The organism is Granulicella sp. L56 (assembly GCF_009765835.1).
In the GTDB taxonomy this organism is placed as follows: Bacteria; Acidobacteriota; Terriglobia; order Terriglobales; family Acidobacteriaceae; genus Edaphobacter.
In genome coordinates this window covers 571,591-586,827 of the sequence record NZ_LMUS01000006.1, presented here as the reverse complement: position 1 = coordinate 586,827, position 15,237 = coordinate 571,591, and the positions used below count along the sequence as shown (strand labels likewise).

At 61.0% G+C, this 15,237-nt stretch carries 12 protein-coding genes and 2 tRNA genes; 9 read left to right on the top strand and 5 right to left on the bottom strand.

All coding sequences use genetic code 11. From position 1 onward, the window contains the following. The first annotated feature begins 58 nt into the window (after nucleotides 1–58). Nucleotides 59–134, top strand: a tRNA-Ala gene (locus GSQ81_RS10290). Between the two features lie 25 nt (nucleotides 135–159). Continuing rightward, nucleotides 160–234 (top strand) — tRNA-Gly (locus GSQ81_RS10285). 91 nt (nucleotides 235–325) lie between these two features. On the opposite strand, the gene GSQ81_RS10280 is transcribed toward GSQ81_RS10285, so the two are convergent. Beyond that, nucleotides 326–1,945 (bottom strand): S41 family peptidase, encoded by a 1,620-nt coding sequence (locus GSQ81_RS10280; protein ID WP_158910672.1) that lies wholly within the window; start codon nucleotides 1,943–1,945, stop codon nucleotides 326–328. A gap of 266 nt (nucleotides 1,946–2,211) precedes the next feature. On the opposite strand from GSQ81_RS10280, the gene GSQ81_RS10275 reads away from it, so the two are divergent. From GSQ81_RS10275 to GSQ81_RS10245, 7 genes are all read left to right on the top strand, one after another. Continuing rightward, complete coding sequence (locus tag GSQ81_RS10275; RefSeq protein ID WP_158910671.1) at nucleotides 2,212–4,080, top strand: peptidylprolyl isomerase; 1,869 nt, start codon at nucleotides 2,212–2,214, stop codon at nucleotides 4,078–4,080. 96 nt (nucleotides 4,081–4,176) lie between these two features. After that, complete coding sequence (locus tag GSQ81_RS10270) at nucleotides 4,177–5,154, top strand: 3'-5' exoribonuclease YhaM family protein (RefSeq protein ID WP_158910670.1); 978 nt, start codon at nucleotides 4,177–4,179, stop codon at nucleotides 5,152–5,154. An 87-nt stretch (nucleotides 5,155–5,241) separates the two neighbouring features. Further along, entirely contained in the window at nucleotides 5,242–6,552 is a 1,311-nt protein-coding gene (locus GSQ81_RS10265; RefSeq protein WP_158910669.1) for a class I SAM-dependent methyltransferase, read from the top strand. A 70-nt stretch (nucleotides 6,553–6,622) separates the two neighbouring features. Next, a complete protein-coding gene (aroC, locus tag GSQ81_RS10260; protein WP_158910668.1) occupies nucleotides 6,623–7,795 on the top strand; it encodes a chorismate synthase in 1,173 nt (390 codons plus the stop codon). Next, entirely contained in the window at nucleotides 7,796–8,347 is a 552-nt protein-coding gene (gene def / locus GSQ81_RS10255; RefSeq protein ID WP_158910667.1) for a peptide deformylase, read from the top strand. It begins immediately after the preceding gene. 142 nt (nucleotides 8,348–8,489) lie between these two features. Further along, nucleotides 8,490–9,425, top strand: coding sequence for a methionyl-tRNA formyltransferase (gene fmt, locus GSQ81_RS10250; RefSeq protein WP_158910666.1), 936 nt, complete (start codon nucleotides 8,490–8,492; stop codon nucleotides 9,423–9,425). After that, nucleotides 9,422–10,765 carry a transcription antitermination factor NusB gene (locus tag GSQ81_RS10245; RefSeq protein ID WP_158910665.1) on the top strand — a complete coding sequence of 448 codons (1,344 nt, stop codon included), beginning with the start codon at nucleotides 9,422–9,424 and terminating at the stop codon, nucleotides 10,763–10,765. Before fmt ends, GSQ81_RS10245 begins: the two co-directional genes overlap by 4 nt. A gap of 15 nt (nucleotides 10,766–10,780) precedes the next feature. Here GSQ81_RS10245 and GSQ81_RS10240 read toward each other — a convergent pair whose 3' ends face one another. Genes GSQ81_RS10240 through aroB form a run of 4 tightly spaced genes read right to left on the bottom strand, consistent with a single transcriptional unit; the run spans nucleotide 10,781 to nucleotide 15,023 of the window. After that, on the bottom strand, nucleotides 10,781–11,608 hold the full coding sequence (locus GSQ81_RS10240) for a PASTA domain-containing protein (protein WP_158910664.1): 828 nt from the start codon (nucleotides 11,606–11,608) through the stop codon (nucleotides 10,781–10,783). A 19-nt stretch (nucleotides 11,609–11,627) separates the two neighbouring features. Further along, nucleotides 11,628–13,085, bottom strand: coding sequence for a cation diffusion facilitator family transporter (locus GSQ81_RS10235; RefSeq protein ID WP_158910663.1), 1,458 nt, complete (start codon nucleotides 13,083–13,085; stop codon nucleotides 11,628–11,630). Nucleotides 13,086–13,104: 19 nt separating this feature from the next. Continuing rightward, nucleotides 13,105–13,896, bottom strand: coding sequence for a bifunctional demethylmenaquinone methyltransferase/2-methoxy-6-polyprenyl-1,4-benzoquinol methylase UbiE (gene ubiE, locus GSQ81_RS10230; RefSeq protein ID WP_158910662.1), 792 nt, complete (start codon nucleotides 13,894–13,896; stop codon nucleotides 13,105–13,107). Further along, the gene (gene aroB, locus GSQ81_RS10225; RefSeq protein WP_158910661.1) at nucleotides 13,896–15,023 is read right to left on the bottom strand and encodes a 3-dehydroquinate synthase; all 1,128 of its coding nucleotides are present in this window, start codon (nucleotides 15,021–15,023) and stop codon (nucleotides 13,896–13,898) included. The genes ubiE and aroB overlap by 1 nt, the downstream gene beginning before the upstream one ends. Nucleotides 15,024–15,237: the final 214 nt, after the last annotated feature.

Below are 15,237 nucleotides of genomic sequence, written 5' to 3'. Positions count from 1 at the left end.
GGAGATGTCGTTTGACAGTGCGTATGCCCGCGAAGGCAGTGTGCAGCGCATCTGGTGGGGGGCTGTAGCTCAGCTGGGAGAGCGCCTCGTTCGCAACGAGGAGGTCAGCGGTTCGATCCCGCTCAGCTCCACCAAAATATCGCCTGGCGGATGGATTGGGCGGGAGTAGTTCAGTGGCAGAACGTCAGCTTCCCAAGCTGAATGTCGCCGGTTCGATCCCGGTCTCCCGCTCCAAAACTTGGTAGCAACGATCCCTTAAATTTCAGACACAAACACAAACGCATCGACCGGAGTCGATGCGTTTTGTTGTAGAGGGAGATTGTCGCTAGCGGTTGGCCAGCGTAGTTTTTTGGGATGCCGCAAGGCGCTCTTCGAGTGCCTCTGCCTGTGGCAGAAACGTGATTGCCTTGGCGATCTGCGGGTCCCAGGCGGCGCGGACCTTCAGGCCTTCGAGCTCGCCGAACTGCGAGGTGAAGAGCTCGCTCTTGATACTCTCCTTCACCCAGTCGAGGTTGCTGGCCATATCGGCATCGGTGTAGTCGATGTTCTGCGCTTTCAGGAAGTCTTTGAAGTCCTTCATCACAGCATCGTCCACCACGAAGTCTTTGCTGACGGTGCGGGTCGCAAGATAGTGCTTGGTGAAGTTGAAGAAGGCATACTTCTGTAGAAGAGTTCCCTGAAAATCATTCGCCTTCAACTCCGCGATTGGCTCGTCCGGCGTGATGCCGCCGCCGCCGTATACGGTACGGCCGGAGTCTGTCAGCTTGACCTCGAGGTTGCTCTTGTCGGGCTTCGCTGCATCATTGCGGACATAGTAGTAGTCGTAGAGCGAAACGCCGTTGTAGTTGCGCTGGATCAAGCGACCCGACGGCGTGTAGTAGTGGTAGGTGGTCAGCAGAAGACCGGTGGCCTGGCTGAGTTGGAAGACGGTCTGGACCAGTCCTTTGCCGAAGGTGGTTTCGCCGACGATCAGGGCGCGGTCGTGGTCCTGGAGCGCGCCGGAGACGATCTCGGCGGCGGAGGCGGTATTGCGGTTGACAAGGACGACGATGGGGTATTTCTTGCCCTCTTCGCCATTGGCGACGCGATAGACCTGATCGGGGAAGGCGCGGCCCTTTTGCGAGACGACGATCTGTCCCTTCTGGAGGAACTTGTCCGCCATGCCGACTGCCTCGTTCAGTAGTCCGCCGGGATTGGCGCGCAAGTCGATGACGAGGCCGTTGATGTCGCCGAGTTTATCGAGCGCATCGCCAACCTCGTGACTGGTCGTCTCCATAAAACTAGTGACGTGAATGTAGCCGATGCCGGGCCGAATCATGAACGCGAGATCGACCGACGGGCGGGAGACTTCTTCGCGGACCAGATCGAAGACGAGTGGTTTGGGGCTACCTTCGCGCTCCATGGTGACCGAGACGTGAGTGGCGCGGGGTCCTTTGAGCATGGATGCGACGGCTGCCGAGTCCATGCCGGAGGTGGATTTTCCATCGACGTCCATGATCACGTCGCCGGGGCGGATGCCGGCTTTATAGGAGGGGGTGCCTTCAAAGGGCGTAAGGACGACGATCTTCAGGCCGTTCTTCGCGGTTGGGTCAGGCTGCGGCTGGATCGACATGCCGACGCCGTAGTATTTGCCGTGCTGGTCTTCGCGCAGCTGGGCGAAGGCTTTAGGGTCCTGGAAGCTGGAGTGCGGGTCGAGCGTATGCAGCATCCCCGGAATAGCTCCATCATAGACGGCCTTGTCGACCTTGTCGGAGTCGAGGTGCTCGGCGTAGTTTTGTTCGACCAGAGCATAGACGTTGGTGAAGGAGTGCAGGGAATCGCGGAGCGTGGACTCGTCCGTCGCCGACTGGGCATCGACTTTCTGGTTGATGAATGTGCCGAGCACGGCGCAACTGGCCAGAAAGAGGGTGGCGATAAAGAGTGCGCGGCGGGTGCGTGGAGCCATTAGCTTGGATTACCTCAAAAAAAGCGGGAAACAGTGCTCAATATCTACGCAACGGAATGCGTACTATGGGCGCGTCCTCTTTGGACGGAGTATAGCATCGGGGGGTGAGCGGCTGCTGGACATAAAGGGGATTCGCTAGATAGGTGCGGGGGCAGTTAGAATGGTGAGCGGATACCGTCCAATGCTGCGGGCAGTCAAAGAAGCAGTGCTGGCACCCGTGCGATGGCTGCGGCTTCGCGGATGTTAATTGAAGATTACGAGTGACGATGACCTTTAGAATTTCGCAGTTTGCGGTGGTGTTGGGGCTAAGCGTGCTGGCATTGCCGGGTGTGGCGCAGATGCCACGGTATCAGAGTCCTGTAAGCGTACCGGAGGCCCCGCAGCCGCAACTGTCGCTGCCGACTCCAGCCCCCATTACGCCCAACGCCACAGTCGTGGAGGATGTGGTCGCTCGCGTGAACGACCAGATCATCAACCGCAGCGATGTCGAACGCGCCCAGCAGGAGCTTGTCCACGAGGACCAGCAGGCCAACGCCACTCCGGCCGACGCTGCACTGCGGCAAAAAGATCTGCTGCGCGACATGATCGACAAGCAGTTGCTGCTCTCCAAGGCCAAGGAGCTTGGCCTGAACGCCGATGCCGAGGTCATCCGGCGGCTCGATGAGATCCGCAAGCAGAACCACCTCGACTCTATGGAGGCGCTGGAGAAGGCTGCCGCGTCGCAAAACATTTCGTTTGAAGACTTCAAGGCGAACATCCGCGATAGCATTCTCACCCAACAGGTGGTCCGCGACGAGGTAGGGCGGCGTCTGCAAATGACGCAGGGGCAGGAGCAGACCTACTATGACGCGCATAAGCAGGACTTCTCGCAGCCGGAGCAGGTGAGGCTGAGCGAGATCCTGATTCCGACGGCAGCCGATGCAAACGACGCGGCGCTGGCGGCAGCAAAGGCCAAGGCCGACGATGTCGAAGCGAAGCTCAAGGCCGGTGCCCAGTTTGACGAACTCGCTAAGACTGAGTCCAGCGGATCGACAGCCGCACAGGGCGGCGATCTGGGAGAGTACAAGCGAGGCGGCTTGAAATCGCAGTTGTTGGAAGACCAGACCTTCAGCCTCAAGGCAGGAGAAGTGACCGCGCCCATCCGGACGCGCCAGGGCTACCTCATCATGAAGGTCACGGAGCACCAGTACGCGGGCACACCGGCGTTGAAGGATGTTGAGCCGCAGGTTCAGGAAGCGATGTACATGGAGCAGTTGCAGCCTGCGCTGCGTACTTATCTCACCAGATTGCGCGAAGAAGCATTCATCGACCTCGCGCCGGGATTTGTGGACTCTGGCGCCAGCGCCAACGAGAGCAAGCCGTTATTTACCGCCTATGCTGCTCCTGTCGCCAAGAAGAAAAAGGTTCAGAAGAAGCAGCGTTACGAAAGCAATGGTACGGGTCGATTTGCGGCACAGGGTAAGCGATCGTCAGCAGCCCCTGCTGCAGCAGGGGCGGCAGCAACTGCCACTCCTGTAGCTGCGGTTGAATCTTCGGGGAATGGCAAGCACAAAAAGAAGAAGATCAAGCGTGAAAAGATCCGCTTCGGACGGGCTCCCCGCAATGCGTTACCTGCCGGGCCGGAACAGACGGCGGTCGGGGGCGACGTAGGAGCAGGCGCTGCCTCAGCTTCGGCCATCACTGCCGCTCCGGGTGCGGCCATGACCAACAGCGAGGAGAGCGCGGCGCAGGCAGCCGATGTCAATCCGCTGACGCCTACGGAAGCGGCACCTACCAAGAAGACGCGGTATGCCTCGCGAGAGAAGATCGTTCTGGCCGAAAAGAAGGCCGCCAGAAGTCGAAAGGTCAAAGAGAAGGCTGCAGCGACACCTGTAACGGAGACGGCACAGGAGAGCGCGGACCAGAAGACGCAGGCCGCTCCTCTCGGGTTAAATGGCGATACGGCAAAGAAGAAAAAGAAAAAGAAGAGGACCAAGGGAGAGAAGAAGGAACGCCTGGAGAACAAGGCGAAGCCATCGACAGCGGCTCCTCCGCCTCCCGCGCCGACGGTGAATCCTTCTCTGGGACAGGGGCTGGGAAGCGCTCCGGCACCTGCCCAGCCAACTACGCCACCTGCACCGACAACGCCGAACTAGCTGTAAACATAATCTGCCAATGACGCGAGGGCTCCGGCCCTCGCGTCGTTGTCTGCGAAGTACGTTTTCTTAGCATGGCGCGGTATCCTGAGGTGCATGAAAGACTTTTTTATTGCCGACGCCGCGAAGTTCGATAACGACACCGTAGTTTCCTACTTCGCGCTGTCCTCCTTGTCGGTGCGCGAGAAGAAGCAGGGCGGCCAGTATCTCGCGCTCACGCTGACCGACAAGACCGGAACCCTGGAAGCCCGCATGTGGGACGACATCGCCGACGCGCTGGCAAGCTGCTCCGAAGGCTGCTACGTCAAGGTGCAAGGGCAGGTCAGCAAGTATCAGGGCAAGTTCCAGATCACCCTGCAAAAGATGCGCAACGCCGCCGAGAGCGAGATCGACCCCGCCGACTATCTTCCCGCATCCCTCTTCGACGTCGATGCGATGTGGGCTGAACTTCGCGGCTATGTCTCGCAGTTCACCAACCTCGACCTCAAGCGGCTGGTCTTCGCCTTCCTCGACGACGAAGCCATCGCGTCCGCCTACCGCAGCGCTCCTGCGGCCAAACGCCTGCATCACGCCTGGCTTGGCGGCTTGCTGGAGCACGTCGTCACCCTGGTACGCGTCTGCCTCGCCACCGCTCCGTTTTATCCCGAGGTAAATTCTGACCTGCTCGTTACCGGAGCCATCCTGCACGACATCGGCAAGACCCGCGAGCTTCATTGGAAGAACAGTTTTGGCTACACGCTCGAAGGCCAACTGATCGGCCACATCAGCATCGCCCAGGGAATGCTGATTGAAAAAGTGAAGGAGCTGGCACCGTTCCCCGAGAAGCTGCGCGTTCTGGTGGAGCATATGATTCTCAGCCACCACGGCAAGTACGAGTTTGGCTCGCCCAAGCTGCCCATGACCGCCGAAGCCCTGCTGCTGAATATGCTCGACGACCTCGAAGCCAAGATGCAGGTGCTGCGCAACGAGTTCGCTGCTGCGGCAGCCAGCGGAAAGTCCAGCGATGAGATGACGGAGTGGGTCCGCAGCATGGACCGCCCGCTGCTCGACTCCCGCAGCTACCTGAAGGATTGAGTTTGATTTCTGGCATCGAATGGAGTCAAATCAACACTGAAAATAGTATTGTCTGGAATCGGGAAATTGATCATTCGGGAGTAAGTTATGCCGACGGTCACCAGAACTAACGCCCTCTCTCACAAACTCTACGCTGGACTTACCCACGAGCTCGAGGCCTATCACGGGCCCTCCTTCGGGCTGCGTTTATGGGACGATACCGGCGCGAACTATGGCGCAGGCAATCCCAGCTTTACCATCACCGTCAAGTCGCTCGACGTCCTGAAGGCGCTGCTCTGGGATCCTAACGAGATCTCCCTCGGTGACGCCTTCGTCAAAGGCGACCTCGAAGTCGAAGGCGACATCTTCGCCATGTTCGAGTTCGCCGACTTCGTCTTCAGCCGCGCCCACGCAGTCGAAAGTCCTTCCTACGCCCGCCGCCTCGCCATCTCCGCCGCTAGGGCCTATCACCATCTCGAATACACCGTCGGCGATCTCTTCACCCATAGCCTGCGTCGCGACCGGCAGGCCATCTCCTTCCACTACGACAAGCCGCCAGAATTCTTCGCTCCCTGGTTGGGGCCTACCATGGTCTACTCCTGTGCCTATTTTTGCCGCAACTCGGAGACGCTCGAAGACGCGCAGCGCAACAAGCTCGACCTGATCTGCAAAAAACTCCGCCTCAAACCCGGCGACCAGATGCTCGACATCGGCTGCGGCTGGGGAAGCCTCATCCTCCACGCGGTCAAGTATTACGGCGTTCACGCCACTGGCATTACCCTCAGCGAGCAGCAGTTCGCGTTCGCCCAGCGACGTATTGCGCAGGAATGCCTCGCCTCCGACTGCGAGGTCCGCCTCTGCGACTATCGCCAGCTCGACAACGCCGCGCCTTCCTTCGACAAGATATCGAGCGTAGGTATGTTCGAGCACGTCGGCTGGCAGAACCTCGGCATCTACTTCGACACCGTCAAGAAGCTGTTGAGACCCGGCGGCACCTTTCTCAACCATGGCATCGTCTCGTCGCTGGACGAGTACAAAAAGCACGGCCCATCGTTTATCCGTAAATACGTCTTCCCCGACACCGCGCTCGCCACACTGCCTATCGTTACCAGTCAGGCCGAGCACGCCGGGTTTGAACTCCGCGATGTCGAATGCCTTCGCGAGCACTACGAGCGCACGCTGCGCGGCTGGGTCGACCGCCTCGAACGCTGCAAGCGCGACCTGCTCAACTACGTCGATCCGGAGACCTATCGCATCTGGCGGCTTTACATGGCAGGTTCGGCCGAGGCCTTCCGCAAGGCGAAGATAAGCGTCTACCAGATCCTTCTCTCCAACCCCGGCAGCGACGAACATCTATCACCCACCACCCGCGAAGACTGGCTGCTGCCACCGCAGGGACAACTGGCCGACGCTCACTAAGCTCGCCTTCACGATTGTTACAATTAGACTTGCGGCGTCAGCGCGCCTTCGCGCCGCTTTAGTGAGGGAAATGCTTCGATTTTCGACAGCGGGAGAGAGTCACGGCGAAAGCCTCGTGGCCATGGTAAGCGGAATGCCGGCTGGCGTTCCCGTCGATCTTGAGTTTGTGAACCGCGAGCTATGGCGTCGCCAGAAGGGCTATGGCCGAGGCGGCCGTATGCGCATCGAGCGCGACACCGCGCACGTCCTCAGCGGCGTTCGCCACGGCAAGACCATCGGCTCGCCCATCGCCATGACGCTGGCCAACAACGACTGGAAGAACTGGACCGAGATTCTGCCCGTCGAAGAAGGCGATCCCGAGAAGCACAAGGCTGTTGCCTCTCCGCGTCCCGGGCACGCCGACCTCGCGGGAGCTCTCAAGTATGACTTTAAAGATGCCCGTTATGTGCTTGAACGCGCAAGCGCCCGCGAAAGCGCCGCCCGTGTTGCTGCCGGGGCTTTCGCAAAACTTCTGCTCAAAGAATTAGGCGTAGGTGTAGCCAGCCACGTCATCCGAGTAGGCAAGGCCGAGCTATCCCGCCCGGCCACATGGGACGAAATTGTAGCCCTCCAATCTAAAGATGAAGTCCTCCTCAACTGTGTCGACCCTGAGAGCGAAGCCGCGATGAAGGCCGAAGTCGATGCCGTCCTCCGCACCGGCGACACCATCGGCGGCGTCTTCGAAGTCGTCGTTCACGGCCTGCCTCCGGGCGTCGGTACCCACGCCAACTGGGACGAGCGCATGGATGGCCTGCTGGCCCAAGCGGTGATGAGCCTGCAGGCGGTCAAGGCCGTCGAGATCGGTCGGGGAGTCACCGCTGCCGAATCCCTCGGGTCGACGGTTCATGATGCGATCGGCTACGAAGGCGCGGGCGGCTTCACCAAATTCTCCCGCGAGCAGAACAACGCCGGAGGCATCGAGGGCGGCATATCGAACGGCGAAGACATCGTGGTGCGCGGCTATCTTAAGCCCATCTCTACCCTGCGCCGTCCGCTTGGCTCGGTCAGCTTCGAGACCCGCGAACCGGTCAAGGCTGCTTATGAGCGCAGCGACGTCTGTGTCGTCCCCGCGGCGGGCGTAGCGGCGGAGGCGATGGTGGCGCTGGCCATTGCGCGCCTTGTGGTAGAAAAGTTTGGCGGCGATTCGCTGCGTGAGATGCAGCGAAACTTCAACGGCTATTGTGACCAGATTCGAGAATATTAAGTGAGCCAATCCGTAAGCAAATCGACGAGTCCATCAACAGGCAAGATCCATGAAATCGTGAAGTGGCCCGACCCGGTGCTGGCAAAGCGCGGCGAAGATGTCACCGTGTTCGACGCGAAGCTCAAAAAGCTGGTCGAAGAGATGTTCGAATCGATGTACGCCGCGCAGGGCATCGGCCTGGCCGCGCCCCAGATCAATATCTCGCAGCGCATTACGGTCATCGATTGCAGCTTCAAAAAGAACCCCGATGAAAAGGTCGTCCTCATCAATCCCGAGATCGTCGATCGCAAGGGCAAGCAGGTCGAGGAAGAGGGCTGCCTGAGCCTGCCTGAGATTCGCGAAAAGGTCTCTCGCGCCGCCTGGGTCAAGGTACGGGCACAGGACGTAAACGGAAACCCCATCGAGATGGAGGGCGAAGAGCTGCTGGGCCGCGCCATGCAACACGAGATCGACCACCTCGACGGCGTGCTCTTCATTGATCGTCTAAGCCGTCTCAAGCGCGACCTCGTCATCCGCAAGATCAAGAAGCTGCAGAAGAACGGTGAGTGGTAATTTCAAAACTCCATCATCTCGACCGGAGCCTAGCGAAGTGGAAAGACCCCTGTATTTCGTCTTTTGGTGTTGCTTGTTCTTAAATCGGTGCCCATCGGTGTAAATCGGTGTTAAGTTTTCAGCCAGAAATGAGAACCCAGCTTTGAAACTAGTCTTCTGCGGCACTCCTCAATTCGCTGTCCCCACCCTCGAAGCCGTCCTCGCCGCCGGTCACGAAGTCGCCCTTGTGGTCACGCAGCCCGACCGCGCCGCAGGCCGAGGCATGGAGACGCAGGCGCCTCCTGTAAAGCGCGTTGCCCTCGAACATGGCATTCCCGTTATGCAGCCGGAGAAGATCAAGAACAACTTCGAGCTGCGCGCCCTGCTCGAAGACATTCTTCCCGAGGCCATCCTTGTTGTCGCCTATGGCCGCATCATTCCGCAGTGGATGCTCGATCTCCCGCCTTACGGCTGCATTAATCTGCACGGCTCGTTGCTGCCGAAGTATCGCGGAGCCGCCCCGATTCAATGGGCCATCGCCAACGGGGAGAACGTCACTGGCGTCACTACCATGCGGCTCGATGCAGGCCTCGACACTGGCGATATGCTGCTGGCAAAGGTCGTTCCCATCGCGCAGGAAGAGACTGCTGTCGATGTCTACGAGTGCCTTGCTGAGGTCGGAGCCGAACTGATGGTCGAGACCCTCTGCGGCGTTGCCAACAAGTCGCTCTTCCACCAGCCGCAAGATCACGCGCGGGCCACCCTTGCTCCCATCCTCACGCGCGACGATGGCCGCATCGACTTCACGCGCATGGCCCACAATATCTACGATCGCTGGCGCGGCTTCCAGCCGTGGCCCGGAGCGCACACGACCTTGCGCGGCAAGAAGCTGATCGTTCACAAGATGCGCGCGTCGTCCCAAGCCACCGAAGGCGAGCCCGGAACGATTGCCGTTCAGGGCGATGCCATGATGGCCCTCTGCGGTAACGGCACAGCCATCTACCTCGACGAGGTACAGCTCGAGGGCAAGCGCCGCATGACCGCTCCCGAATTTCTGAACGGCTACCAGGTTAAGAGTGGGGAACGGCTGGGGATATGAAGAACAAGCCGACTCAGCCAAAGACTCCGCAGACAAAGCGTCCCGCCCCAGCGAAGCGCCCAGCCTCTGCTGGCCCAACTGCCACCGCCGAAGCGGCCATCGCTAAGATCACCCCAGCCCGGCTGGCGGCGTTCGAGATCCTGACCCTCGTAGGCGAAGGCAAAGGCCATAGCGACGAGCTGTTGCACTCGCCACGCATCGAAGCGCTTTCTCCCGAAGATCGTAACCTCACCACGGCGCTGGTCATGGGAGTCCTGCGCTGGCAGATCGCTCTCGACGCCCGCATCCGCACGCTGCTGCAAAGGCCGGAGCAGCGGCTGGCGGAGCCGGTCTCAATTGCCCTGCGGTTGGGCGCGTTCCAGCTTCTGCACCTCGACCGCATCCCCGCGCACGCTGCCCTCAGCGAGAGCGTTGAACTATGCCGCGCCGCAGGCCAGCCCCACGCCACAGGAATGGTCAATGCGGTCCTGCGCAAGCTGGCAGCAGCGCAGAAGCCCGGCCAGCGCGTCTTTGAATCGGTCGCGGCCTTCTCCGAGCGGCTCGGCCATCCGCAATGGCTGGCGGAGCGATGGGTCGCCGCCTATGGCCGCGAGGCTGCGCTGAAGATCTGCGAGGCCGACCAAAAAGAATCGGCGGAAGGCACACTCTTCACCGAAAACGGTGGCGATCTGCCGCAGATGGACGATGGCTCCCGTCTCGTAGCCGAGCTTGCCGCAGCCGCCGCACCCGACGCAAAGACGGTATGGGATTGCTGCGCCGCGCCGGGTGGCAAGACCCTCATACTCGCCCACCGCATGGCCTCGGCAGCGATCACGGCCAGCGATGTAAGCGCTAAACGGCTGGCACAGACCGAAGCCCGGTTCCGCCGCTATGCCTATGCCGAGCGCATCCGCTGTGCTGTCACCGATGCCACAGCTCCCTCCGGCGATCAGAACTTCGATCTCATCCTTTGCGATGTGCCTTGCAGCGGGACCGGAACGCTGGCCGGGAACCCGGAGATTCGTCATCGTCTCAAGCCTGAAGAGTTTTCCCGTCAGGTAGACCGGCAGAAGGCGATCCTGAAGGCTGCCTTGAAACAACTGGCTCCCGGCGGCAAGCTGGTCTATTCCACCTGTTCGCTGGAGCCGGAGGAGTGCGAGCAGGTGGTAGCTGAAGTCATCGCCGGAACAAATATCGTTCAAATCCCAGTTGACGCTTTGATGCAGAAGTTATCGGACTCAGACACCCTCCGACAAGATGCCGACCTCAGGTCGGCCATCCGCGACGGAGCGTTGCGGACGCTTCCGGGTGTCCATCCCTGCGATGGCTTCTTCGCAACGGTACTCGAAACCGCAAAATAGGTGTGGTCTAAAAAATCAGTGGGTCAGCGTAATGTGGACGGCATCGCCCTTTACCACGCGGTATCCAGCCTGGGGACTCTGGTCCACTACCGTACCCGGTTGCACCGCCGTCGTTGCTGGAACAGCTGCCGCGGCGATGGGCGTCGCTGAAGCCGCAGGAACAGTCGGAGTCGTGGGAGCTGCTGGAGCTGTAGGAACTGTAGGCGCAGGCAGGTTGACATCCTCCACGCTGGCGATGTGTACACCTGCCGCGGCCGCGCGAGCTGCGGCGTTTGTCAGCGTCAGGCCAGTGAGCGAGGGCATCACATACGCCGTCGAGTCAGGGTCTTCCGGCGCGCTCAGCAGCAGGCTTACGCGTGGCCGGTCAATCCCTGAGGCATTCGGCGTAGGCGTCTGAGCGAGCACAATCCCAGTTTCGGCATCAACCGGAAGCTGGGCGGCTGTGCCCATATCGAGGGTGAGGCGCCGCATCAGGATGGAGGCAGGACGCTCTGTCTGCCCGATCAGATCGGGCACGGAGACCTTCTGGGGCCCAAGACTCTCGGTGACGCGCACCGTCCATTCGCGCCGGACGGTAACGCCGGAGGTCGGCGATTGGGCCAGAATATGGCCGGGAGCAACGTCATTCGAGTAAAAGCGGTTTTCGACGTTGAGGTTGAGTCCTTGTGAACTGGCGGTCTGGCTGGCCTCAGCGATCGTGAGCCCGGCCAGATTGGGAACCTCGACCTCGCGTCCATGAATGGCGAGACGCATCGTGATGAATGCGGAGATCAGCGCAACTGCAAGCATCGCCATCGCGCCCAGAACAATGTTGAAAAAGCGGTTGATGCTGGAGATCTTCATCAACGTCAGGATACAGTCTTCAGCCGCGGTTGTCGGTGGCAGGTTCGGGGTGAATTAACAGGCGGCTGACCTCCGGAGCATCCAGCTTAAATGCTCCTTCGAGCGCGGTGATGACGGAGTGGACCTGGGCCATAGGCAGGTCGTCTGGCAGGGTACAGTGGCAACTGACCTGGATGCGGTCGACTCCATTGGTGTGGGCGCGAGTGACAAAGACCTCGTGGATGTCGAGTATCTCGGGAAATGCGGCGGCAGCGCGGCGAAGGCGGACTTCGAGCTGGCGGTCGCGCTCGAGCGAAGCGGGACGCTCGATGGTGGCGGGTTCGCTCTCGATATGGGTGAGGATGGTGGCGATGGCGGGAATCTCGCGACGCATGTCGGACTCCAGCCTGGTGGCCAGTGCGTGGGCATCTCGAAGTGGCATGGTTTCATCGACTTCGAGATGCTGTTCGACGTGGAGGTTTCCGTTGTATTCCTGCACGCTGACATCGTGGATGGTGAGGTTGGAGCGAGCGGCGACGGCACGGATACGGTCGTGGACGCTCTCGGCCAGAGAAGCGGTGGGGACGGAGTGGACCACGACGTCGGCGTCGGGTAGGTGACGCTGGACGGCTGCGGTGGCGGCTGCGGTGATCTGCTCGGAGCGCTGGAAGGTGAGCTTGCGCGGCATGCCGAGGGTGACGTCAGCGAAGTAGCTGGAGCCGGAGCGGCGGGTGCGGACGCGGTCGACGGAGAGAACGCCGTCGATGGCGGCGAGGTCGCGGATAAGGTCGCGTCGGGTCTGGGCGCGGGTCTCGGCGGGGGTAGCGTCGAGCAGTGCGTCGATGGTGCGGCGGGCGAGCTGCCAACTGACGCGGAGGATGATGCCGGAGACGATGAGGGCCGCGATGGGGTCGGCGAGTTCGAGGAAGGGAAGGTGCCAGTGCTTGCCTGCATAGGTTGCGCCGAGGCCGAGGAGGACGGCGAAGGAGGACCAAATGTCGGTGCGGAAGTGGATGGCGTCGGCTTCGAGAGCCTCGCTCTTATGCTGTACGGCGACGCGATGCAGGGTGCGGGAGCGGGAGTAATCGACGGTGATGGAGAGCAGAAGGACGGCGAAGGGCCATGCGGAGAAGGTGAGCGCAAGGTTGTGGTGGAAGAGGATGCGGCGGATGGCCTCGGTCAGAATCCAGACGCAGGAACCGAGCATCAGCACAGTTTCGACGAAGGCAGAGAGGCTTTCGATCTTGCCGTGGCCGTAGTTGTGGTCTTCGTCAGGGGGACGGTCGGAGACCTGTACGGAGAAGAAGGTGATAGCTGCTGCGGCGAGATCGATGCCGGAGTGGGCCGCTTCGGAGAGCATACCGAGAGAGCCGGTAAAGATGCCGGTGATCAGCTTGAGCAGCGTAATGATGAGCGCGGCGAAGACGGACAACAGCGCGGCGGAACGCTTGGCTGCGTGTGTGCGCGCTGCTTCTTCGGGCGTCATAACAGGAGCCATGATAAAGATGCTATATGGTTCAGGGTTTGGTGGCGCGGTAGAGGCCAGCGGTGCCGAAGGTGTAGCTGGTCCAGGTGGTATCGGTGAAGCCCGCCTGCTGGATCAGCTCGATCATGCGCGATGGGCTGGGGAAGCGACCCACGGAGTCGGGGAGATAGGTGTAGGCCGCCGGGTCTCCCGAGATGAGCCCGCCGAAGCGGGGCAGAATCTGTTTGAAGTAAACGTTGTAGAACGCTCCGGTGAGGCCGGTGGGCTGGTTGAAGTCGAGGATGCCGATCTGGCCACCGGGGCGGAGGATGCGGTGGAGCTCTGCGAGGCCAGCCTCGTAGTTGCTCAGGTTGCGGAAGCCGAAGGCCGAGGTGACGAGGTCGATGGAGTTGTCGGCGATGGGGAGATGCAGGGCGTCGGCTTCGATGGGGATGATGTTGTGCGGGGCGAACTTCTCGGCTCCACGGGAGAGCATCTGGTGGGAGAAGTCTACGGCGAGAAGGGGGGCTATTAGTTGCTGGTTCTTGGTTACTGGTTGTTGGTTAGGGCGATGCTTGAGTAAGGCGAGGGTCATGTCGCCGGTGCCGCAGCAGAGGTCAAGGGCGACGGACTCGGGGCGCTGGAGGATGGGACGGAAGGTGCGGGCGGCACGCGACCACCACCAGCGGTCGATGCCGACCGAGAGGACGTGGTTGAGCAGATCGTACTTCGGCGCGATGGTGTCGAACATCTGCTGGACGTTCGCGGCGGCGTCCTGATCGGTGGTGGTGCCGGTGGGGCGGGCTCCGGTGGTGTGTTCCGGTATGTTTTGCTGTGCTGACATTACCGCTTGCGCTTTCGTGCCGCAGCGGGCTTGGGTGCTGCGGTATGTTGGCGCATCAGGGCAAGCATGGATTCTGTGGCGGCGAGGAGCTCAGGCTGGGTGACGTCGCGGACGATCTGTACGGTGCCGATGCCGGTGGAAAGAATGAAGGAGAGGGTGCCGCTGCGGTTCTTTTTGTCGCTGGAGGTGAGGGCTACTAATTTTGCGGCTGTGGCTTTGAAGGGCGACAGCGGGCCATAGCGGAGGATGAGCGCGATGATGCGATCGGACTGCGCCTGCGTGATGAGTTTGCGCGACAAGCCGAGGTGGGTGGCGGTGATGGAGCCCCAGCCGACGGCTTCGCCGTGGAGGAGCTGCTTGTAGCTGGTGGCGGCCTCGATGGCGTGGCCGATAGTGTGGCCGTAGTTGAGGATCATGCGCAGGCCGGATTCGCGCTCGTCGTTGGCGACGACGTCGGCCTTGACGCGGACGCTGGCGGTAACGACGTGGGTGAGCGCCTTGGCGTCTCCCTTGCGGATGGCGTCGGCGTTCTGTTCCATGTATTTGAAGAGTTTGGGATCGCGGATGATTCCGGCTTTGACGGACTCCTGCAGCCCGGCGCGGAGCTGCTCGGGCGGGAGGGTGGCGAGGATATCGGTGTCAGCTAAGACGGCGAGGGGATGGTTGAAGCTGCCGACGAGATTTTTTCCGGCGACGAGGTTGACTCCGGTCTTGCCGCCGATGGAGGAGTCGACCTGTGCGAGTAATGTTGTCGGGATTTGCACGTAGGGGATGCCGCGCATATAGATGGCGGCGAGGAATCCGGTGACGTCGCCGATGACACCGCCGCCGAAGGCGATGAGGAGCGAGTCGCGGTCGGCCCCGGCGGTGGCGAGCTGCTGCGCGAGGGACTCGACGCTGGCGAGACGCTTGTGTGCTTCGCCTGATGGGAGGAAGAGGACGGTGGGTGTTTCTTTGAACGAAGCCAGGACTTGTTTGTGCCAGAGGCCCCAGATCTCGGGCGAGGTGATGATGAAGCGGCGTCCCTTTGCGAGCTTGTTGAGGCGCGGTGCGAGGGTGCGCAGCAGGCTGGAGGCGATGGTGATGTCGTAAGCGGCGGAGGGCGTCTTGAGTGAGATGACGGGCACGGTATTTCCATGGTATCGCAGGAATAATGGCTGGTTGAGGTGCGGGGGAAAGGCTTAACACCGATTTGCACGGATGACACCGATTAGGAACAGGCAAAGACGAAATACAGCGGTCTCTTCACTCCGCTTCGCTCCGGTCGAGATGACGTGAGTTCTGGGTAGGCAGCGATCAACGATCAACAACCAGCAACCAGCAACCAGCAACCAGTATTGC

Coding starts and splice junctions, on each gene's coding strand:
- GSQ81_RS10280 (WP_158910672.1), bottom strand. CDS start 1,945: ATGGCTCCACGCACCCGCCGCGCACTCTTTATCGCCACCCTCTTTCTG.
- GSQ81_RS10240 (WP_158910664.1), bottom strand. CDS start 11,608: ATGAAGATCTCCAGCATCAACCGCTTTTTCAACATTGTTCTGGGCGCG.
- GSQ81_RS10275 (WP_158910671.1), top strand. CDS start 2,212: ATGACCTTTAGAATTTCGCAGTTTGCGGTGGTGTTGGGGCTAAGCGTG.
- GSQ81_RS10245 (WP_158910665.1), top strand. CDS start 9,422: ATGAAGAACAAGCCGACTCAGCCAAAGACTCCGCAGACAAAGCGTCCC.
- aroC (WP_158910668.1), top strand. CDS start 6,623: ATGCTTCGATTTTCGACAGCGGGAGAGAGTCACGGCGAAAGCCTCGTG.
- ubiE (WP_158910662.1), bottom strand. CDS start 13,896: ATGTCAGCACAGCAAAACATACCGGAACACACCACCGGAGCCCGCCCC.
- GSQ81_RS10265 (WP_158910669.1), top strand. CDS start 5,242: ATGCCGACGGTCACCAGAACTAACGCCCTCTCTCACAAACTCTACGCT.
- GSQ81_RS10270 (WP_158910670.1), top strand. CDS start 4,177: ATGAAAGACTTTTTTATTGCCGACGCCGCGAAGTTCGATAACGACACC.
- GSQ81_RS10235 (WP_158910663.1), bottom strand. CDS start 13,085: ATGGCTCCTGTTATGACGCCCGAAGAAGCAGCGCGCACACACGCAGCC.